This window comes from Marinobacter sp. 3-2 (genome assembly GCF_003751355.1).
GTDB lineage: Bacteria > Pseudomonadota > Gammaproteobacteria > Pseudomonadales > Oleiphilaceae > Marinobacter > Marinobacter adhaerens.
The window spans coordinates 355,935-375,164 of record NZ_RJUQ01000011.1 but is presented as its reverse complement, the minus strand read 5'-3'; the positions used below and the strand labels follow the sequence as shown (position 1 = coordinate 375,164).

Sequence of the window (19,230 nt, the reverse complement as noted above, 5' to 3'; positions counted from 1 at the left end):
CCATATCACACCGCTGTTGATCCTCATTATTAAGCGGATGCAAGAAAATCAGGGAGCCGACTTTACACTGGATAAAACACTGTATATAGTCACTTTACTGTATAAAAAAACAGGGCCACCGGAGCCGCTCTTACGAGAGGCTGATTTTTGCAGCGGCCCGATCCCGATATAGCGGAGTAGCTTGATGAAGCTGACAGCAAGGCAGTCCCAGGTACTGGATATTATTCGCCGATACGTCGACGAGACCGGCTATCCGCCAACCCGTGCTGAAATCGCAGCAGAACTGGGCTTCCGTTCGGCCAACGCCGCGGAAGAACATCTCCGGGCATTGGCAAGGAAAGGTGCCATCGAGATGGTGCCGGGAGCGAGCCGCGGCATCCGTCTGCCTGAGGCGGAAGAGGACCTGGGCCTCCCGGTCATTGGTCAGGTCGCTGCCGGTAGTCCGATCCTTGCTCAGGAGCACATCGAGGATCACTGCACACTGCAGCCAGAATTCTTTTCGCCGTCTGCAGATTATCTTCTGCGGGTCCGGGGCATGAGCATGAAAGACATCGGTATTCTCGATGGCGACCTGCTGGCAGTTCACAGTACCCAGGATGTTCACAACGGCCAGGTGGTGGTTGCCCGGGTTGGCGATGAGGTAACGGTAAAGCGTTTCCGCAAGGAAGGCTCGAAAGTCTACCTGATTGCCGAAAACGAAGAATTCGCACCGATCGAAGTGGACCTGACCGAACAGGAGCTGTTCATCGAGGGTCTGGGTGTTGGTGTTATCCGCCGCTCTGACCTGCACTGAGCGGTTCGGATAGCCTCAGATAGTTTGAATAACGGGTGAATTATGGAACAAATGAGCTTTAATCAGAATCTGGCCTACAACCCCAATGCTCTGTCCTGTTCAGTGTCGGCAACCGCCGCCCGCGAGCGACGTTCCGTCATTCGCGCCCGACGCGCTCCGGAAACCACCGAACCCAAAGTCTGTGGCAATGTGACGGAGATCATTCTGCCGGAAGGCCAGGTAGAAAATTTCCAGCTGCTGTTGCCAATGCTGACACAGCTGAATCAGGAGAAGCGCTGGCTGGCCTGGATCGACCCGCCCCAGGCGCTGGTTAGCAAGTGGCAAAAAATGCACGGGATTGTCGCCGGCGAATTGCTGGTGCTGCGTTCAACACCGGACTATCCTGCCCAGGACCTGGCAGAGCGAGCCCTCAGTGCCGGCACCTGTCACGCTGTGGTCATGTGGACCCGTAAACTGGGGCGAACTGCCTTCGAATCCCTGCAAAGAGCCTCGGCCGAGGGCAATAGCCACGGGGTCGTTCTCAGGCAGCGTTAACCGATCAATGCAGGGTGTAGGAGGGCTGGGCGTCTGAGGCGTCCAGTTCGTCATCTTCCCAGTCGATATCGTGGGCAACATTGCCTACAGCCTCAATGCCAGCTGCAATCATGGCTTTGGCAACCGACATATCCCGATCTTCCATCATTTCCCGGGCTTCTTCCGAAAAAGAGATTTTTACCAGTGGCGCACTGTCATCATCAATGCGGCGCAGGGCGTAATCGCCATTGGTCAATTGCACGATTTCAAAAAACGATGGTGACATTCAATAAACCTTCAAGTTAATACGATTTGAATAACCGGAGCTGGGAGTGGCTTACCACTCGCTGTGCTGCTCTTCCAGATCGTCGGCAAAATGTTTGACGGCGGTCAGCGTTTTCATCAAAGCAGCCGACGATCGATCCGGTCCGGAATCGGCCGATACCGCAATAATGTTTTCCTCGCTCACGGTTTTTTTGGTCGCCGGGGGTCTGCTTTGGGCGCGCTCGAGTTGCTCCATATGGTTCCACCAACTCCCGGATCGCTGTTCCAGCTCCTTCAGGCGGCCAACTTCACTCGGTTCTGGCCCGATAAGAGCGACCAGCTCATCAAGGGTTGAAGGTTCCTCTGATTTTCTCTGGTATAGCCTCGCAACCATGACCAGCAACAGTTTTCGAGACCGCAGAAGCAGCTCGATCGCCCCCTGAATAGCGGCTTCCCGGCGCAGGGCCTGTTCCGCCTCGTTGGGACGTTGTTCCTGAGCCTCGTCTGTGGGCCGGTCGAGTGGCTGAAGCAGCGTGCGGGCGAGAAAGAGCTTTTGAGAAACCAGTGAGTGCCATTGCGAGGCCATGGAATACCTTCAATCCCCCAGCGCGGGTGTAACCCCGAAAAATTGATCCGTCATCATATCATTTTCGCTATCAAATTTCTTCCATTCTCTCTGCGGTGAGGTTTCACAATAAAACACAAACATTCACTTGAAACGACCGTTTGAATTTGGCAAAAAGGCGCCCGGCTGTGCGAGTTCTGCTCGTGGCGGCTACCCAACAGCATGAATTTCTGGAGGTGTAAGGGATGCGAAGCCAACTCGTTGCAGGTGTCGCACTGGCTTTTCTCGGGTTTTCTGGACAGGCCCTGTCCAAGGTCACGGCCGCCGAGGCCGAGCGGCTGGGTGGTGAACTGACCCCGGTCGGAGCCGAAAAGGCGGGCAACCGCTCAGGCAGCATACCCGAATGGACCGGAGGTTTGGCCACGCCGCCGGACGGCTGGCGTGAGGGGCAAGTGGAAATTAACCCGTTTCCCGAAGATGAGGCTCTTTTCGTTATTACCTCCAACAACCTGGAGCTATACAGGGACAAGCTTTCAGACGGTCACATTGCCATGCTGGAGAAGTATGGGCCCGACTTCTTCATGCCGGTTTACCAGACCCGACGGACTGCCGCGTTTCCCGAGCACGTCTACGACAAATTTCGTGAGAACGCGCTGACAGCGCAGTTGCTGGACAATGGTAACGGCGTTCGCGACACCATCATGACCAGTCCCTTCCCGATTCCAAAAAATGGTCTGGAGGTTATCTGGAACCATATCCTGCGCTATCGGGGCGAAGAAATTTCCCTGCGTAGTGCCTCTGCAACGCCCCAGAGGGATGGCTCCTACAACCCGGTGGTCAATGATTACGACTACTTCTTCGCATACAGCCAGAGGGGCGCGGAGCTGGCGGAAATCGATAACAAGATTTTTTACCTGAAGACGGACACTGTCTCACCGTCGTCACTGGCCGGCACCATCACGCTGGTGCATGAAACGCTTGACCAGGTGCGGTCGCCGCGTCTTGCGTGGCGGTACGATTCCGGTTCCCGTCGTCTTCGCCGGTCGCCCAACCTGGCCTACGAAACCGACCTGCCGAATTCATCCTCGCTGCGGTCAGTCGACCAGAAAGACATGTACAACGGTGCGCCTAACCAATACGACTGGGAGCTGAAAGGCAAGCGCGAGCTGTTCGTGCCCTACAATGCCTACAAGCTTCACGGGCCAGAAATCGAAGCCGACGACGTGATTCGTCCGGGCCATATCAATCAGCAGCTTACCCGCTACGAACTGCATCGGGTTTGGGTCGTCGAAGCGAAACGCCGTACCGGTATCAGCCACATTTATGATCGCCGCGTGTTTTACGTGGATGAAGACAGCTGGCAGATCCTCGCGTCCGAGGAATACGATGCAGAGGGGAATCTGTGGCGTGTGTCGGAAGCTCACAACATCAGCTATTACAGTGAGCCGGTATTCTGGACTACCATGGAAATGACTTACGACCTGAAGGCGGAGCGTTACTACGTTGATGGGCTGGATAATGGATTCCCGGCGTACGATTTCGCCCCGGGGTTCCGTGGCAACGAATTTACTGCCTCCGCCGCCCGTCGTGCCGCTCGCCGCTGATTTCCAAGGAGACTGACATGGCAGACCCGCAAGCCCACCTGGACCACCTGGACCACCTGGATCGACTGATGGCGGATCTCGGTCGCGCCCTGGCCGAAAAGGACTGGGACGCGATGGCGGGGCTGAACGAGCAGGTGAAGCCGGCAGTCGAGCCGCTGATGGCTGCCCTGGAAGCGGGAGAGGTTGATGCGGAGCCGGTGAGGCTCCGCTTGCAGGAACTACAGCAGTTTATTGACGCCGCCGATGAATCGGCCCGAATGGCCCGCAAGGAGGCGGAGGATGGCCTGAAGGGTGTAAACAGGAACCGGAGTGCGGCGAAGGCCTACCAGAACGTTTCTTCGAACCGACCAAAATAGCGTCATAAAATTGACTCTGGGGTTCTTACAGTCTTAAATACCGCACAAATCCCCCAAGAGATTCGGTTGAATGTCTAAAAATAACAAAGTGCTGGTGCTGAGCGAGGATGATTCAAGATTGCGGGACATAGTCACCATTCTTGAGTTCATTGGCGAGGAGCAGGTCCTTGCCGGAGAGAAGCCAGGGCACTTTTGAGCAGTGGTGATGAGGAAAGCCTTTCAGATATCGCGGTCGCGGTGGTGAATGGCGAGGATGCAGGAGCCACCGAGGCGATCACCGCTGTCTGTGATGCCGTTCAGGGCGTACCGTTTCTGGTTGTTGGTCACCCTGAGCTCAAGGGGCTGTCCGATGAGACCAGCGGTCGCATCATTGCTCGCATGGAATGGCCGCTCAATTACACCAAGTTCGTTGATTCGCTCTACCGGGCCCAGATCTATCGGGATCAGTTCACCCGCTCCCGGGAGCGTGGCCAGCAGCGCGGTTTGCAGCTCTTCCGGAGTCTTGTGGGAACCAGCCGAAAAGTCCAGCAGGTACGCCAGCTGATGGAGCAGGTGGCGGATAAGGACGTCAGCGTTCTCATTACCGGTGAGTCCGGTACCGGCAAGGAGGTGGTCGCCCGCAACCTGCATTACCATTCTTCCCGTCGTGATAAACCATTTGTTCCGGTGAACTGTGGCGCCATTCCGGCGGAGCTGCTGGAAAGCGAGCTGTTCGGCCATGAAAAAGGGGCCTTTACCGGAGCCATCACGGCCCGGGTAGGGCGCTTCGAGATGGCCGAGGGGGGCACTCTGTTTCTCGATGAGATCGGAGACATGCCGCTCAACATGCAGGTCAAGATTCTCCGGGTTCTGCAGGAGCGCACTTTCGAGCGGGTGGGAAGCAATCGCACCCAGTCTGCAGATGTGCGGGTAATCGCCGCCACCCATAAGCACCTGGAAGACATGATTGAATCCGGGGATTTCAGGGAAGACCTCTATTATCGCCTGAATGTGTTCCCCATCGAGATGCCGGCCCTGCGTGACCGGGTGGAAGACATTCCCCTTCTGATTAATGAACTCATTTCGCGGATGGAAAAAGAGAAGCGTGGATCGCTGCGGATGAATTCCGCGGCCATCATGAGTCTGTGCAGGCACGACTGGCCGGGCAATGTGCGCGAGCTGGCGAATCTTGTTGAACGCCTGTCGATCATGCATCCCTACGGTGTAATCGGCGTGCAGGAGCTGCCCAAGAAGTTCCGCTACGTTGACGACTATGATGAGAATCGCCCGGTGGAGGACACCGGTATGCCTTCCGGTATTCCTGGCCTGGTGGGCCTGGATGCCCCGGCATTGCTGCCGGTGAACGGTATCGACCTAAAGGATTACCTCTCCAACCTCGAGAAACAGTTGATCCAGCAGGCGCTCGACGAGGCCGGCGGTGTTGTGGCCAGGGCTGCCGAGAAGCTGCGGATCCGACGCACTACTCTGGTAGAGAAGGTTCGCAAGTACGGGCTGAGGGAAGAGGAATCCGAGGAGTCCTGAGCCGGATCGTCCGGATTCTAAAGCTACTGAAGCGGCGTCAAAGGTTCGTAACCTGAGGCGCCGTTCCCGTTTCTGACCGACGTAAAATTGGCATCACTCTCTTTCTGAATTCTCTTTCCTCCTGAAATATATAGAAAAAAACAAGTTGGCACGGTGCTGGCTTAACAACCTGCAAACGAAGTATCCGAACTATGAGGCCCGAACCGACGGGCCGATCGGGGAGTCAGGTTATGAGTCAGGCACAATTTGTTCTTCAGTCCGGCGCGGGCGGTACAAAGACCAACGCTGCGGCGGACGTCAATGACAAGGTTACCGCCTTGTTTCCGGAACAGGACGATGAGGCGGTGGATACCGCCCTGGAATTGTTCAACCGGATGTCGCGGCAGATCACTGACTCCTACCGGACCCTCGAATCCCGGGTCAACCAGCTTTCCGGCGAGCTGAACCAGGAATCGCTCCAGCGTCAGCAGGAGCTTGAAGAAAAAGAGCAGCTGGCAGATCGTCTGTCCACCTTGCTGAACGCACTGCCTGCCGGCGTTGTCGTTCTGGATAGCCAAGGCGTGGTAACGCAGACCAACCCGGCAGCCATTGCCCTTCTGGGGGAGCCCCTCGACGGTGCCCGCTGGGTTGATGTCATCCATCGCTGTTTTGCGCCCCGGCGGGACGATGGTCACGAAGTGTCTCTGAAGGATGGTCGCAGGGTCAGCATTGAGATCCGGACCATGGAAAACCAGCCCGGCCAGTTGATTCTGCTGACAGACCTCACCGAAACCCGGCACCTTCAGGCGCAGCTGGCTCACGCCCAGCGTCTGTCTGCCATGGGCAAGATGGTTGCGTCTCTCGCTCACCAGATCCGTACTCCGCTGTCCGCGGCCATTCTTTACGGTGGCCATCTGAGCCAGGAGGATCTGGACGAAGAAATGCGCCAGCGCTGCGCTTCCCGCCTGATGTCGCGCCTGACCCACCTGGAACAGCAGGTGCGGGATATGCTCATTTTCGCCCGGGGCGAAACCCGGCTGGCCGAGGAGTTATCTGCCGACAAACTGGTCTCTGCACTGGCATCGGCAGTCGAGGGGCTGAAGCCGGCTCCGGGCGCGACAGTGAATCTCGAGAACAAAATCTCCAGCGACTGCCGGCTGATGTGTAATCGGGATGCCCTTGTTGGTGCCTGTACCAATCTGGTGAATAACAGCCTGGAGGCCGGCGCTCGCCATGTGGCGGTTCGGGTAACCGAGGAAACCGGGGAACTGGTCATCCGGGTTGTGGACAACGGCCCTGGTTTTGAACCCTCAGACGCTGCCCGGCTGACCGAAGCTTTTTATACAACCAAGTCCCATGGCACGGGTCTCGGCCTTGCAGTGGTACAGGCCGTTATCAAGGCGCATCAGGGACGGTTTTCCATTGAATCGCCGGAGCAGGGCGGTGCTGTAGCCACCCTGCGTTTGCCGCAATTACGTAACAGACACTGATCGGAGGCAACCATGGCCAAGGCCCAGATTCTGATTGTTGAGGACGACCATGACCTGCGTGAAGCGCTGGTAACCACCCTTGAACTGGCAAAATTCCGGGTTCGGGAAGCATGCAATGCCAGCGAAGCCCTTGAGCGACTGGCCGAGGCTCCGGTGGATATGGTGGTCAGTGATGTCAACATGCCGGGTCTGTCAGGGCACCAGCTTCTGGCAGAGGTGCAGCGGCTGTACCCGGGCCTGCCGATGATGCTGATCACGGCCTATGGCCAGATCAGCGATGCGGTATCCGCCATGCAGGCCGGTGCTATCGATTATCTGGTGAAGCCATTCGAACCGCGTTTCCTGGTGGATGCCGTCAGCAAGGTTGTTGGCGGCGGGCGTGAGAAAGCCAGTGATGAACCGGTGGCAGAAGACCCGATCAGCAAGCGGATGTTCCAGCTGGCGACCAAAGTGGCCGGCAGCGATTCCACCGTCATGATCTCGGGGGAAAGCGGAACTGGCAAGGAAGTCCTTGCCCGGTTTATTCACCAGCAGTCCCCGCGGTCAGAGCAGCCATTCGTGGCGATCAACTGTGCTGCAATACCGGAAAACATGCTGGAGGCTATCCTGTTCGGTCACGAAAAAGGTGCCTTTACCGGTGCCGTCGCCTCCTCGCCCGGCAAATTCGAGCAGGCCAACGGCGGCACCATTCTGCTGGACGAGATTTCGGAGATGGATCTCGGGCTTCAGTCCAAGCTCTTGCGGGTATTGCAGGAGCGAGAAGTGGAGCGGGTTGGTGGTCGCAAGACCATCAGCCTGGATGTCCGTGTTGTAGCGACCACCAACCGGGATCTGGCGGATTATGTTCGCGAAGGCAAGTTCCGGGAAGACCTCTATTACCGTCTGACAGTGTTCCCGATGCACTGGCAGCCCCTCCGGGAGCGGCCGCTGGATATCATGCCACTGGCTACTTCGCTGCTTAAAAAGCATTGCCGCAAAATGAAGCTGACCGGGATTACCTTTGCCCAGGACGCAAAAAGTGCGCTTATGAATCATCAATGGCCGGGGAATGTGCGGGAGCTGGACAATGCCATCCAGCGAGCGCTGGTGCTGCACCAGGGAAATGTCATTCACTCTGGCGATCTGTGTCTGGAGCTGGGCATCACCGGCCGGCCGGACCTTCGCAGCGCGGCGCCGGTTTCGATGACCGAAACCGTTGCTAACACAGCAGCGGGCGAGCCGGATATTTCAGACTCTGGCTTTTCCCCCCTAGACGAACCTTCTCATTTGCGCAGTGACGAGCCGGAGGGCGCGGTTTCGCTGGGCGATGATCTGAGGCAGCAGGAATTCCGTATTATTATTCAGACACTCCGGAAAGAGCGTGGGCGTCGCAACAGGGCCGCAGAGCAATTGGGGATCAGCCCCCGCACGCTCAGGTACAAGCTGGCCCAGATGCGCGACGCCGGAATCGATCTGGACGCCGAAATGGCCTTGGTCTGACCCCCTGCAAGACGAACTCCTTCATTGGCACCCCTCGGGGTGCCGTTTTTTTATCTTCGATTCCCCATGCCGGTGGGGGCACGCTGCCCGTCGTCAAAAGTCCGTCATGGAACTTTCACGACTCCGTCCTTGTGTTCGTAACCTTCTGATATTTATATCTAAAAACTACTTGGCCTGCCAATTGCTTCACCGGAGTTGAGATTATCCCAAGAGCAATTCCGTCCCTGGGAGGGCGGAGCCAGGAGAGAGTTATGGTTCAGCGTGCCGACATCAACAGTGTTTTGTCCGATATAAGGTCCCTGCGTTCACAGATGATGCAGAACCAGCGGGTCGAGCAGGATCAATCGGTTCGTGGTCGCATAGACGGCCCTCGCCAGGTTCAGGAAACCCAGGAGACGCCCAGCTTCAATGACATGCTTAGCAACGCGGTGAACAACGTCAACGACCTCCAGAAAACGGCTGGGGATCTGCGAACCGCCTACGACATGGGCGATCCGAACGTAGACATCACCCGTGTGATGATTGCCGCCCAGAAATCCTCTGTCTCCTTCGAAGCGCTGACCCAGGTACGTAACCGGGTGGTTCGGGCCTACGAAGACATTATGAACATGCCGATCTGATAACGGAGCAGAGTCATGGCCAGCGTACCTGCAGAAACCAATGCCTCCAACATGCCCGCAGCCCGGGAGGGAGACGCGCCAGAGAGCCGTAGCGACCTGTTCATGGGGTTCAACCGGCTCAACCTGTTGCGCCAGATCGGGCTTATGGTGGGGCTTGCCGCCAGCGTGGCGCTGGGGCTGGCGGTCGTGCTCTGGGCTCAGGAGCCGAACTATCAGCCGGTGGTGGGTGATCTTTCATCCTACAATCCCCAGGATGTGACCACCATCCTCGAAAGCAACGGTATCGACTACAAGATGGATCCGCGTACCGGCGCATTGCTGGTTCCCTCGGATCAGGTCTACAACGCCCGCTTGAAGCTGGCGGCCGAAGGTGTCACCGATCGTCAAACCATGGGCTACGAACTGCTGGACCAGGAACGTGGTCTCGGCACGTCGCAGTTTATGGAAACCATCTCATACCGGCGCGGGCTTGAGGGTGAGCTTGCCCGCACCGTTGCCAGCATGCGTGGCGTTCGGAATGCCCGTGTGCACCTGGCTATCCCGGAGCGCTCTGTCTTTGTTCGCGATGCCCGTGATCCCTCTGCCTCGGTGTTTCTTGAAGTTTTCGCTGGTCGCCGGCCGGAACAGGAACAGATCAACGCTATTGTGAATCTGGTTGCCGGCAGTGTTCCCATGATGAGCAAGGAACACGTAACCGTTGTCGATCAAAACGGCAATCTGTTGACGGGCAAGCAAAGTCAGAGCGGTGCGGATCAGATGGCGGACCAATACGAATACACCGCCAAAGTCGAGGAGCGTCTGACACGTCGGGTTGCCTCTCTCATCGGACCCATCGTGGGTGATGGCCGCTATCGTGCCGAAGTGTCGGCGGATCTCGATTTCTCCTCGGTGGAGCAGGCAGAGGAATTGTTCAACCCCGAACAGCAGGCGGTGCGCAGTGAGCGTGAGCTGACCGAACGGCGCACTGCCGGCGCACAGGGCGGCATTCCCGGTGCGCTGGCAAACCAGCCGCCGGCTAATGCTACGGTGCCGGAGCAGGCTGCCGGCGGTGATGGTGAGCAGGCGGCGCCAGCACCGGTCAACGTGCGAAGTGAATCCACGCGGAATTATGAAATGGACCGTACTGTCAGCTACCGACGTCAGGAGCTGGGCAGAGTCAAGCGGGTGACCGTGGCTCTGGCGGTGGACGACATGAAAGTAGTGGATCCACAAACGGGCGAAGTCAGCTACGAGCCCTGGCCGGAGCAGGAGCTGCAGCGGCTCAGCATGCTGGTTCGGGACGCCGTGGGCTATTCAGCTGCCCGGGGTGACAGTGTTACGGTGATGAATACCGCATTTGCGCAGGAAGAATCCGTTGAATTCGAGGCTCCGGCGTTCTGGGAACAGCCCTGGTTCTGGGATCTGATGAAGCAAGTGCTCGCAGGCCTGGTGATTCTGGTGCTCGTGCTGGGGCTGCTGCGCCCAACGCTTAAAAGCCTGTCCGGCGGTGGCCAGCGGGAACGCGGCCTGGATTCCGGCTCCGGCAGTGGCGGTGGTTACGGGGGCCTTGATGACATCGAGGGTGGAGATGAGCTCCGCAAGGCCATGTCCGCCCAGGATGATCTGCTTTTGCCGGGTGCCACAGACGGTTATGATAGGCAGCTGAACGCATTGAAAGGGCTGATTGCCGAAGACCCGGCGCGGGTCGCACAGGTAATGCGCCAGTGGGTGAACGTCGATGACTGAGCAAGCCAATCAACAGGGTGGCGGTGAGCCATCAAAGCCGCAGCGGAAAATTCCGCGTGTGGAGCAGGCTGCGATTCTGCTCATGTCACTGGGCGAAGCGGATGCCGCAGAAATCCTCAAGCATATGGGCCCCAAAGAGGTCCAGCGTGTGGGCGTGGCCATGGCCCAGATGAAGGATGTCAGCAAGGACGAAGTGACCTACGTGATGAACCAGTTTGTTGATGCCGTAGGCGGGCAGACCGGGCTTGGCGTAGGCAATGACGAGTACATCCGGACGATGCTCACCCAGGCGCTCGGCGACGACAAGGCATCCAGCCTGATCGATCGCATCCTGATTGGCGGCAATACCACCGGCCTCGATACTCTCAAGTGGATGGAGCCCCGGGCCGTTGGCGACATCATTCGCTACGAACACCCGCAAATCCAGGCCATTGTTATTTCCTACCTGGATCCGGATCAGGCCGCTGAAATTCTTGGCACCCTGGATGAGAAGGTCCGCCTTGATGTGATGATGCGTGTTGCGTCACTGGAGAGTATCCAGCCCCAGGCCTTGCAGGAACTCAACGATATCCTGGAGAAGCAGTTCTCGGGTGGCGCCGCCTCCCAGACCAGCCGCATTGGCGGGGTCAAGCGGGCAGCGGACATCATGAACTTCATGGATCGGAGCATCGAAGGCAATCTGATGGATTCCATAAAGGATATGGATCCGGACCTTGCCAGTACCATCGAAGACCTGATGTTCGTGTTCGATAACCTCAAGGAAGTGGACGACCGCGGAATCCAGGCGCTGTTGCGGGAAGTGTCCTCGGAAGTGCTGGTGGTGGCCCTCAAGGGCGCCGACGAGGAGGTTCAGAACAAGATCTTCAAGAACATGTCCAAACGCGCTGCGGAATTGCTGCAGGATGATCTTGAGGCCAAGGGGCCAGTCAAGGTCAGCGAAGTTGAATCCGCCCAGAAAGACATTATCACCATTGCACGCCGTATGGCCGAGGCCGGTGAAATCTCCCTCGGCGGTGCCGGCGAAGAAATGATGTGATGAAAGATTCCACCCGTGACGTCAATCGCATTCCCAAGGAACAGCTGACCGCCTATGAACGGTGGGAGCTGCCCCTGCTGGATGCCCGTGGCAATGAAGTAGCGCGGGAAGAGGAGCGCGAGGTCAAACCCCTCACCGCCGCCGACATTGACGAGATTCGCGAGGCGGCCCGGGAAGACGGCTATAATGAGGGCCGGGAACAGGGTTACCAGGATGGCCTGAAGGCCGGCAAAGAGGAAGGCCACCAGGATGGGCTGGAAACCGGCCTGGCAGAGGGCAGGGAGCAAGGCAAAAGTCAGGGCTACGACGATACCCGCAAGGAAATCGAGACCAAGCTTGACCGTCTCGAACATCTGCTCGGTGAGTTGCTGCTGCCGATCAAGCGCCACGAGGACGAACTTGAAACCTCTCTGGTCAACCTGACCACGGTTCTGGCCCGGGCGGTGGTCTATCGTGAACTGACCATCGACTCCTCTCAGATCCGTCACGTGGTTCGCCGCGCCATGGAGGCGCTACCCTCCACCGCGGAAAACATCCGCATCCATATAAACCCGGAAGACTGTGAAATGGTTCGCGAGGTGACCGCCCGCCTCGAAGCGTCCGCTTCCGTCATTGAAGACGCCAGTATTCTGCCCGGTGGCTGTAAGGTGGAAACCCGTCACAGCCTGGTAGATTTCACGGTTGAGAAACGTTTCCAGCGGGCCGTGCAGAGCATGCTGGACCAGCAGATGAGCGACAGTGAGGGCGGAGAAACCGAGGAACTGGACTCCATGATGGAAGACTTGACCGGTTTCCATCGGGACGTGCTGGATTCCCCGGAGACCGGGGATTCCTCAGACGATCCGAAGCCGGCGCAAAATACAGGTGACGGTGATGACCTCGAGCCTCGCTGATCGCCTCAACCGCTTTCAGGGGTTTCTGGGAAACGAGCCCGAGCCTGAACTTTCCGGCCGACTGACCCGCATGGTGGGCCTTACCCTCGAATGTGTCGGCTGCCCCATGGTGGTCGGTGACCGCTGTGTCATTTTTGGCCAGAACACCGGTAATGTTGAGGCGGAAGTGGTGGGCTTTGAGGACGACCGGGTGTATCTGATGCCCCTGACAGCAATCGAGGGGCTCAAGCCCGGTGCCAGGGTTGTGCCTCTGTCTGCCGCAAGCCGGGTGCCGGTTGGCCCCCAGCTGCTTGGCCGGGTGGTCGATGGCAGTGGCGAGCCCCTGGACGGAAAAGGCCCCTTGCAGGCCGAAGCCCGCGTGGCGCTCACCGGGGATATTATCAACCCGCTGAACCGCGCCCCGGTGCGGCAGTCGATGGATGTGGGTATTAGGGCGATCAATGCGTTGATGACCGTCGGCCAGGGGCAGCGCCTGGGTCTGTTTGCCGGCAGTGGCGTGGGCAAGAGTATGTTGCTGGGCATGATGACCCGCTTTACCGATGCCGACATCACCGTGGTGGGCCTGATTGGTGAGCGGGGCCGCGAGGTAAAGGAGTTTATCGAAGACATCCTGGGCGAAGAGGGCCTTTCCCGCTCGGTGGTGGTGGCCGCGCCCGCGGACGATTCGCCACTGATGCGGTTGCGCGCCGCCATGCTGACCACCCGGATTGCCGAGTATTACCGGGATCAGGGCAAACGCGTGCTCCTGTTGATGGATTCCCTGACCCGTTACGCCCAGGCCCAGCGGGAAATTGCGCTGGCCGTGGGTGAGCCGCCGGCGACCAAAGGCTACCCGCCCTCGGTATTTGCCAAACTGCCCCAGTTGGTGGAGCGAACCGGCAATGGTCGCCCCGGAGGTGGTTCTATCACGGCGTTCTACACCGTACTTACCGAAGGCGATGACCAGCAGGATCCGATTGCAGACGCTGCCCGGGCGATTCTGGATGGCCACATCGTACTCTCCCGCCGGCTTGCCGAAGAGGGACACTACCCCGCCATTGATGTGGAAGCGTCGATCAGCCGGGTAATGCCGCAGGTAACCGAGACCGAACATTTTTCCAGGGCCCAGCGATTCAAGCAGGTGTACTCACGGTACCAGCAGGCCCGGGATCTGATCTCTGTCGGCGCTTACGTGAAGGGTTCCGATCCCGAGACCGATTTTGCCATCACTCACATCGGTAATATGCGCCAGTTCCTGCAGCAGGGCCTGAATGAGAGTGCACCACTGAAGGAAAGTGTTGACCAGTTGCTGGCGGTGGTGCCAGAGCGTCGATCCCCCGATCGGCGTAAGTCGGCCGTGCCGAACCCGGCAGCTGGCGGCGGAGGTGATGCCTGATGCTGCGTTCCCGGCGTCTGGAAGTGGTTCTTTCCCTGGAGGAGCGCAAGGAGCAGGAAGCCCTGGAGCGAATGGGAGAGGCCAGGAAGCTGGCGGAGCAGCAGCGCGAACAGGTCCAGAACCTGAATCGCTACCAGCAGGAGTACCGGGATCAGATTCGCAACAGCCAGCAGGGGATTGTGCAGGTGTCCAGGCTCCAGGCGTGGCAGGCCTTTATTGCGCAACTGGATCAGGTAATCCGGCAGCAACAGGCGCAGCTGGAGCAGGCGGAAAAGGTCTTCGAGGCGCGCAAAAAGGAATGGCAGCACGCCTGGGAGCGCCGGCGTGGCATGGAAAAATACATAGAAACCTGCCGCCAGCAAGAGCAGAGGGAGCAGGATCTCCGGGAACAGAAGCTTTCGGATGAGGCCGCGGGGCGGGCTTTTAACCAACGTCGACGCTGAATCTTGCTCCGCATCAAGCAAATACAGATGCAAAATCAGACCACTCAGCTATCCTTACCGGATGTAGGGCTGGTAGAACACGCCGGTCAAATGCTGCTCTTGATAGCCCGGGAGGTTTTGGAATGCCGATCCAGACGCGCCGCGATGATGACGGTCAGACTCTTGTTATCAGGATAGAGGGGCGTTTCGACTTCAGCACCCATCAGGCGTTCCGTGATGCCTACGAGCACGGTGATCCGAACATCCGGAATTACATTGTGGATCTGTCTGACACCACCTACCTGGATAGCTCGGCGCTGGGAATGCTGTTGTTGCTCCGTGATTATGCCGGAGGTGACAGCGCAGGAATCGTCATCGAAAACTGCAATAACGATGTCCGTCGTATCCTTTCAATCTCCAATTTCGAGCAACTTTTCAATATCCGCTGATGCTCGCGGACTGCCGGAGTACTCATGGATGATTCCGTTGCAGAACATAGCCGTCCCCTGAGAATATTGATCGCTGACGATTCGGACAGCGATCGCCTGATCCTCAAAACACTGCTGAAGCGACTGGGACACGAAGTCCTTGATGTGGCAAACGGGCTGGACGCGGTCTCTGTTTTCCAGCGGGAGGCGCCGGATCTGGTGCTGCTGGATGCCCTGATGCCGGTCATGGATGGCATGGAAGCGGCCCGTCAGATCAAGCTCCTGGCAGGTGAACGGCTGGTCCCCCTGATTTTCCTGACCTCCCTCTCTGAAGCCGGTGCTCTGGCCCGATGCCTGGAGGCCGGTGGCGATGACTTCCTGGGAAAGCCCTATAACCGGATCATCATTGAAGCCAAGATCAAGGCCTTCAACCGAATGCGATTGATGCACCGGACCCTCTCGGATCAGCGGGATCTCATTCGTGAGCGCAACCGACAACTTACCGAAGAGCAGGAAATCGCCAAGCGGGTCTTCGATAACGTGGCTCATTCCGGCTGCCTGGATGCCTCCAATATTCGTTATCACGCCTCGCCCCAGTCCATTTTCAATGGTGATGTGTTGTTTGCCTCGCCGCGGCCGGCGGGCGGGATGTTGATCTTCATGGGGGATTTCACCGGCCATGGTCTGCCGGCTGCCATCGGCGCCATGCCTGTAGCCGAGATCTTCTACGGCATGGCCAATAAGGGTTTTAACGGCCAGGACGTATTGCGCGAGATCAACCAGAAACTCAAACGGATTCTGCCCACGGGCATGTTCTGCTGTGGCGCCATGATCGAGGCGGATTTCAAACTTAATCAGTTGCAAGTCTGGAACGGCGGTCTGCCCGATGGCTGGCTGATCCGGACCACCGGAGAACTCCAGGCATTGCCATCGCGGCATCTTCCCCTCGGTATCCTTGCGCCGGATCAGTTCAATGCCGATTTCGAGAGGGTTGGTGCCGCCCCTGGCGACAGGGTGCTGATGATGACCGACGGCTTTCTGGAATCTGCCGACAGCGCCGGCAACGTATTCGGTGAGCAGGGCGTTAACGGCACGCTTGACCGGCTGGACGGTGGCGACCATCCGTTCGATGCCATGATGTCCGCGGTTCACCGGTTCACCGGCAACTTTGAGGATGGCGATGACCTGACGCTCTGCTGTCTGGAAATGATGGACGAGGCGGGGCTGGCTACCCTGCCAGATCGTGCCGCACCATCTGCTCTTGCCGGGCCGGCGGAATGGCGCTGCAGCTATGAAATCCGGGAAAGGACCCTCGGCGAGTTCAGTCCCCTGCCCCTGTTGCTCCACATCTGCATGGAGGTGCCGGGGCTTCGACGGAAGAGCGGCGAAATCTATACCCTGCTGGCGGAACTCTACAACAACGCGCTGGAGCACGGTGTTCTGGAACTTCCGTCAGAATGGAAACACTCACCGGAGGGCTTTGGCCGCTACTACGCGGAGCGCAATCGGCGCCTGGCCAACGTGGAGGGTCACTACATCCGGTTCACACTGCACCATTCCCTGAAACCGGATGGAGGTCGGCTTCGTGTTATCTGTGAGGACAGCGGCCAGGGGTTTGATTTTAACAATCATCCCAGCGTGGCCCCCGGTAATTCCCCAACCATAAGCGGGCGCTATGCAGGGCGGGGCCTGTTGCTGTTGAAACGTCTGGCGGAGACCATCAGGTTTCATGAACAGGGCAATCATGTTGAAATTGTCTACGATTGGCAGTTCGCCCGTACAGCGGAGAATCGAGATGACTGATAAACCACACCTGGACGAGGAGGCACTGGCTGAGCTTCGAGACGTCATGGAGGACGAATTCGAAGTGCTGATACAGACCTATGTTGCAGATTCCCGCGACAGGATTCGGGGATTGCAAGAAGCCCTGAGGGCTGACGATAGTGACGCCTTTGCCAAGACGGCCCATAGCTTCAAGGGCAGTTGTATCAATATTGGCGCCCCAAGGCTTGGCGAACTCTGCCTGAAGGCGGAAATCGCAGGAAAGGAGTCCCGGCTGGACGATGCCTCGGGATTAGTGGATGACATCGCCCGGGAATTCGAACAGGTAATCGCAGGCCTGGATGGCTTGATGGTGGGGTGAATTACGTCGATTCAGGCCTTTTGTCAGGCGAAGCAGGTGTGCGCTGGCATCACAATTGCTTCGTCCTTCGCATTGAGTGGATTAACCGCCCATGCACCGGCCAGGTCCGGCAAGGTGAGGGCGACAATGCGATAAAAGCGGCAAGAGGTTGCCATGGCCCAGATGGTTCTTCCCCAAACCCCCGCGCCCGGGACGCAACAAGATCCCGGCCCGTCAAAATCCGGAACCAGCCGGGATCCGGCTGACAGGAAAAGCGATTTTGACTCTGTCTCCCAGGCTGAGAAAAAGCGGCTCGATCGCCAGAAGGCGGATCGGAACGCCGAGGCCAGATCTGCCGATGAATCCCGGGCGGCCCGGGACACTTCTTCAGAGACGAAAACGGAAGCAAACGCGAACGCTGATCCAAAGGGTGGCGAAAAAGCCGACGCTGCCACGGATGCTGAATCACGGGACGCGGGCGAGGCCGCTGTTGCCGGTGATGGCAAATCAGAGCCGACGGCGCTTCCCCTTACCTTTGTCGAGTTGCAGTCCTGGCTGAATCCAAAAGCCGGAGGTGCCGGTGAGTCCGCCATGTCAGCCACAATGCCGGGAGTCGGCGTCAACGCTGCCACCGGGGGTTCGGGCCAGACGAATTCCGTTGCCGGATTGTTCAGTGGCCTTCTCACAGGGGCCTCGGGTCAGAAAGCTCAGTCCGGATCCGGCGGTGTTTCCGGCGATGCGACACTGACAGATGTCATGAAGGCCTCAGTGCTCACCGACTCCGGCCGCAATGCGGATTCCGGCTCGTTGATCAATTCTGGCCGCTTCCAGTCCGCCATGGATCTGGTGTCCCAGCAAGCGGCGAATAATGCCAATGCGGCAGCAAAACTGACGGCCGAGAATGCTGCGCCATTGCGAGGTTATGCTACGTCCATTGATGTGCCGGTAGGCCATGCAGAGTGGGGCGACAAACTGGTGGGCAAGCTCAGCTGGCTGACGGCCCGCAACATGTCGGTTGCCGAAATCCACCTGACACCACCGGACATGGGCCCCATGGAGGTCAAGGTCCGGGTGCAGAACGAACAGGCGAGTATTACGGTCCATTCGGCCAATCCCGTGGTCCGTGACCAGCTTGAACTGCATTCCCACCGGCTCAGGGATATGCTGGGTGAGCAGGGACTGTCGTTGGCAGGCTTCGATGTTTCCGATTCGCCTCGCCAGCAGACCGGCGAGCAGGGCACCGGAAACGATGATGGCTCCGGTAACGGTTCGGCATCGCTGGTCGCTGGCGATCAGGACGATGAAGGCATCAGCACCGGCAGCCTTGATCTCAGCTGGAAAGGCGAAGTAGACATCTTCGCCTGATACCCTTCGATATTCTCTTCCAATCTCCTTTGCCCATCCTTCCCGGCAACGCTAAACTGCTGTTCTGAACGGGAAGGTTGGGTGTTCTGGCCCGCCCTTTGCATCCAATCCTGAAAAGTCGCGGAAAATTGCTCCCCGTGACGGATTTCTGGCAAAGCGAACATTATGGCTGAAAATAACGAATCTGAAGCGGCTCCTGCCAAGAAGGGAAAACTGAAGCTGATCATCATGCTGGTTGTGGTGGTGATCCTGGCCATTGTGCTGTCTGTGGTGGGTACCCTGTGGTTCCTGGGCGGCGGTCTTCCGGGCATGGGTGAGGAAGAGGGTGACGCAACCGAGGTTGCAGAGGAAACCTTTATTCCCAGCAGCTACTACCTGATCGAAAAAGCCATTGTTACCACGGTTCAGGCTGAGGGCCGCCAACGCTACGCCCAGGCTTATCTGGCGCTGGAGTCCACCGATCCACAGGCGCTTGAAGCTGCCAAGCTGCACATGCCTCTGATTCGAAGCCAGCTGGTGACAGTGCTCGGTAGCAGTAACTTCAACGAGCTGCAAACGCCCGAGGGCCGGAGTGGCCTGGCCGAGCGGATGCTGACCACGGTGAATCAGGTGCTGGAGCAGGAAGGCGAGCCCGCCATCAAGCGGGTGTTATTCAGAAATTTTGTCGTGCAATAGCGCAC

General features: G+C 58.3%; 21 protein-coding genes. 19 read left to right on the top strand and 2 right to left on the bottom strand.

Features of this window, described 5'->3' with window-relative positions; translation table 11 throughout:
- The first annotated feature begins 181 nt into the window (after window positions 1–181).
- Both lexA and EDB94_RS03530 read left to right on the top strand, forming a co-directional pair.
- Window positions 182–793, top strand: coding sequence for a transcriptional repressor LexA (gene lexA, locus EDB94_RS03535; protein ID WP_008177448.1), 612 nt, complete (start codon window positions 182–184; stop codon window positions 791–793).
- A 42-nt stretch (window positions 794–835) separates the two neighbouring features.
- Window positions 836–1,327, top strand: a complete 492-nt coding sequence (locus EDB94_RS03530; RefSeq protein ID WP_008177450.1) for a cell division inhibitor SulA — start codon at window positions 836–838, stop codon at window positions 1,325–1,327.
- A 4-nt stretch (window positions 1,328–1,331) separates the two neighbouring features.
- On the opposite strand, the gene EDB94_RS03525 is transcribed toward EDB94_RS03530, so the two are convergent.
- Window positions 1,332–1,592, bottom strand: a complete 261-nt coding sequence (locus EDB94_RS03525; RefSeq protein WP_008177453.1) for a hypothetical protein — start codon at window positions 1,590–1,592, stop codon at window positions 1,332–1,334.
- A gap of 51 nt (window positions 1,593–1,643) precedes the next feature.
- Complete coding sequence (locus EDB94_RS03520; protein ID WP_108017458.1) at window positions 1,644–2,156, bottom strand: DUF6586 family protein; 513 nt, start codon at window positions 2,154–2,156, stop codon at window positions 1,644–1,646.
- A gap of 224 nt (window positions 2,157–2,380) precedes the next feature.
- Between EDB94_RS03520 and EDB94_RS03515 the strand changes: the two genes are divergently transcribed.
- The 17 genes from EDB94_RS03515 (at window position 2,381) to fliL (ending at window position 19,225) form a co-directional block, all read left to right on the top strand.
- Entirely contained in the window at window positions 2,381–3,739 is a 1,359-nt protein-coding gene (locus tag EDB94_RS03515; protein WP_108017457.1) for a DUF1329 domain-containing protein, read from the top strand.
- 17 nt (window positions 3,740–3,756) lie between these two features.
- The gene (locus EDB94_RS03510) at window positions 3,757–4,095 is read left to right on the top strand and encodes an SOS cell division inhibitor (protein WP_108017456.1); all 339 of its coding nucleotides are present in this window, start codon (window positions 3,757–3,759) and stop codon (window positions 4,093–4,095) included.
- Between the two features lie 70 nt (window positions 4,096–4,165).
- Complete coding sequence (locus EDB94_RS21005) at window positions 4,166–4,291, top strand: hypothetical protein (RefSeq protein WP_260312503.1); 126 nt, start codon at window positions 4,166–4,168, stop codon at window positions 4,289–4,291.
- Between the two features lie 44 nt (window positions 4,292–4,335).
- Window positions 4,336–5,616, top strand: a complete 1,281-nt coding sequence (locus EDB94_RS03505) for a sigma-54-dependent Fis family transcriptional regulator (RefSeq protein WP_260312530.1) — start codon at window positions 4,336–4,338, stop codon at window positions 5,614–5,616.
- Between the two features lie 230 nt (window positions 5,617–5,846).
- Window positions 5,847–7,085 carry a PAS domain-containing sensor histidine kinase gene (locus EDB94_RS03500; protein WP_014577638.1) on the top strand — a complete coding sequence of 413 codons (1,239 nt, stop codon included), beginning with the start codon at window positions 5,847–5,849 and terminating at the stop codon, window positions 7,083–7,085.
- Between the two features lie 12 nt (window positions 7,086–7,097).
- A complete protein-coding gene (locus tag EDB94_RS03495) occupies window positions 7,098–8,564 on the top strand; it encodes a sigma-54 dependent transcriptional regulator (protein ID WP_014577637.1) in 1,467 nt (488 codons plus the stop codon).
- 251 nt (window positions 8,565–8,815) lie between these two features.
- The gene (gene fliE, locus EDB94_RS03490) at window positions 8,816–9,184 is read left to right on the top strand and encodes a flagellar hook-basal body complex protein FliE (RefSeq protein WP_008173058.1); all 369 of its coding nucleotides are present in this window, start codon (window positions 8,816–8,818) and stop codon (window positions 9,182–9,184) included.
- A gap of 15 nt (window positions 9,185–9,199) precedes the next feature.
- On the top strand, window positions 9,200–10,909 hold the full coding sequence (fliF, locus tag EDB94_RS03485; protein WP_014577636.1) for a flagellar basal-body MS-ring/collar protein FliF: 1,710 nt from the start codon (window positions 9,200–9,202) through the stop codon (window positions 10,907–10,909).
- Window positions 10,902–11,945, top strand: coding sequence for a flagellar motor switch protein FliG (gene fliG / locus EDB94_RS03480; protein ID WP_008173060.1), 1,044 nt, complete (start codon window positions 10,902–10,904; stop codon window positions 11,943–11,945). The genes fliF and fliG overlap by 8 nt, the downstream gene beginning before the upstream one ends.
- Complete coding sequence (locus EDB94_RS03475) at window positions 11,945–12,838, top strand: flagellar assembly protein FliH (protein ID WP_108017455.1); 894 nt, start codon at window positions 11,945–11,947, stop codon at window positions 12,836–12,838. Before fliG ends, EDB94_RS03475 begins: the two co-directional genes overlap by 1 nt.
- Window positions 12,819–14,213, top strand: a complete 1,395-nt coding sequence (fliI, locus tag EDB94_RS03470; protein ID WP_014577634.1) for a flagellar protein export ATPase FliI — start codon at window positions 12,819–12,821, stop codon at window positions 14,211–14,213. The genes EDB94_RS03475 and fliI overlap by 20 nt, the downstream gene beginning before the upstream one ends.
- On the top strand, window positions 14,213–14,656 hold the full coding sequence (gene fliJ / locus EDB94_RS03465) for a flagellar export protein FliJ (RefSeq protein ID WP_062782244.1): 444 nt from the start codon (window positions 14,213–14,215) through the stop codon (window positions 14,654–14,656). Before fliI ends, fliJ begins: the two co-directional genes overlap by 1 nt.
- A gap of 122 nt (window positions 14,657–14,778) precedes the next feature.
- Window positions 14,779–15,084: an STAS domain-containing protein gene (locus EDB94_RS03460; protein ID WP_014577632.1), complete on the top strand. Its 306-nt coding sequence runs from the start codon at window positions 14,779–14,781 to the stop codon at window positions 15,082–15,084.
- Between the two features lie 24 nt (window positions 15,085–15,108).
- Window positions 15,109–16,866 carry a PP2C family protein-serine/threonine phosphatase gene (locus EDB94_RS03455; protein ID WP_108017454.1) on the top strand — a complete coding sequence of 586 codons (1,758 nt, stop codon included), beginning with the start codon at window positions 15,109–15,111 and terminating at the stop codon, window positions 16,864–16,866.
- Window positions 16,859–17,206, top strand: a complete 348-nt coding sequence (locus EDB94_RS03450) for an Hpt domain-containing protein (RefSeq protein ID WP_092033257.1) — start codon at window positions 16,859–16,861, stop codon at window positions 17,204–17,206. Before EDB94_RS03455 ends, EDB94_RS03450 begins: the two co-directional genes overlap by 8 nt.
- A 153-nt stretch (window positions 17,207–17,359) precedes the next feature.
- A complete protein-coding gene (locus EDB94_RS03445) occupies window positions 17,360–18,550 on the top strand; it encodes a flagellar hook-length control protein FliK (protein ID WP_108017453.1) in 1,191 nt (396 codons plus the stop codon).
- 165 nt (window positions 18,551–18,715) lie between these two features.
- Window positions 18,716–19,225, top strand: coding sequence for a flagellar basal body-associated protein FliL (gene fliL, locus EDB94_RS03440; protein ID WP_062782255.1), 510 nt, complete (start codon window positions 18,716–18,718; stop codon window positions 19,223–19,225).
- Window positions 19,226–19,230 lie beyond the last annotated feature (5 nt).

What these genes read in the sequence shown, in the direction of transcription:
- EDB94_RS03460 (WP_014577632.1), top strand. Translation starts at nt 14,779, where the DNA reads ATGCCGATCCAGACGCGCCGCGATGATGACGGTCAGACTCTTGTTATC.
- fliJ (WP_062782244.1), top strand. Translation starts at nt 14,213, where the DNA reads ATGCTGCGTTCCCGGCGTCTGGAAGTGGTTCTTTCCCTGGAGGAGCGC.
- fliI (WP_014577634.1), top strand. Translation starts at nt 12,819, where the DNA reads ATGACCTCGAGCCTCGCTGATCGCCTCAACCGCTTTCAGGGGTTTCTG.
- EDB94_RS03450 (WP_092033257.1), top strand. Translation starts at nt 16,859, where the DNA reads ATGACTGATAAACCACACCTGGACGAGGAGGCACTGGCTGAGCTTCGA.
- EDB94_RS03455 (WP_108017454.1), top strand. Translation starts at nt 15,109, where the DNA reads ATGGATGATTCCGTTGCAGAACATAGCCGTCCCCTGAGAATATTGATC.
- EDB94_RS03515 (WP_108017457.1), top strand. Translation starts at nt 2,381, where the DNA reads ATGCGAAGCCAACTCGTTGCAGGTGTCGCACTGGCTTTTCTCGGGTTT.
- fliF (WP_014577636.1), top strand. Translation starts at nt 9,200, where the DNA reads ATGGCCAGCGTACCTGCAGAAACCAATGCCTCCAACATGCCCGCAGCC.
- EDB94_RS03475 (WP_108017455.1), top strand. Translation starts at nt 11,945, where the DNA reads ATGAAAGATTCCACCCGTGACGTCAATCGCATTCCCAAGGAACAGCTG.
- EDB94_RS03525 (WP_008177453.1), bottom strand. Translation starts at nt 1,592, where the DNA reads ATGTCACCATCGTTTTTTGAAATCGTGCAATTGACCAATGGCGATTAC.
- EDB94_RS21005 (WP_260312503.1), top strand. Translation starts at nt 4,166, where the DNA reads ATGTCTAAAAATAACAAAGTGCTGGTGCTGAGCGAGGATGATTCAAGA.
- EDB94_RS03530 (WP_008177450.1), top strand. Translation starts at nt 836, where the DNA reads ATGGAACAAATGAGCTTTAATCAGAATCTGGCCTACAACCCCAATGCT.
- EDB94_RS03500 (WP_014577638.1), top strand. Translation starts at nt 5,847, where the DNA reads ATGAGTCAGGCACAATTTGTTCTTCAGTCCGGCGCGGGCGGTACAAAG.
- fliL (WP_062782255.1), top strand. Translation starts at nt 18,716, where the DNA reads ATGGCTGAAAATAACGAATCTGAAGCGGCTCCTGCCAAGAAGGGAAAA.
- EDB94_RS03495 (WP_014577637.1), top strand. Translation starts at nt 7,098, where the DNA reads ATGGCCAAGGCCCAGATTCTGATTGTTGAGGACGACCATGACCTGCGT.
- EDB94_RS03445 (WP_108017453.1), top strand. Translation starts at nt 17,360, where the DNA reads ATGGCCCAGATGGTTCTTCCCCAAACCCCCGCGCCCGGGACGCAACAA.
- fliG (WP_008173060.1), top strand. Translation starts at nt 10,902, where the DNA reads ATGACTGAGCAAGCCAATCAACAGGGTGGCGGTGAGCCATCAAAGCCG.
- EDB94_RS03520 (WP_108017458.1), bottom strand. Translation starts at nt 2,156, where the DNA reads ATGGCCTCGCAATGGCACTCACTGGTTTCTCAAAAGCTCTTTCTCGCC.
- EDB94_RS03510 (WP_108017456.1), top strand. Translation starts at nt 3,757, where the DNA reads ATGGCAGACCCGCAAGCCCACCTGGACCACCTGGACCACCTGGATCGA.
- fliE (WP_008173058.1), top strand. Translation starts at nt 8,816, where the DNA reads ATGGTTCAGCGTGCCGACATCAACAGTGTTTTGTCCGATATAAGGTCC.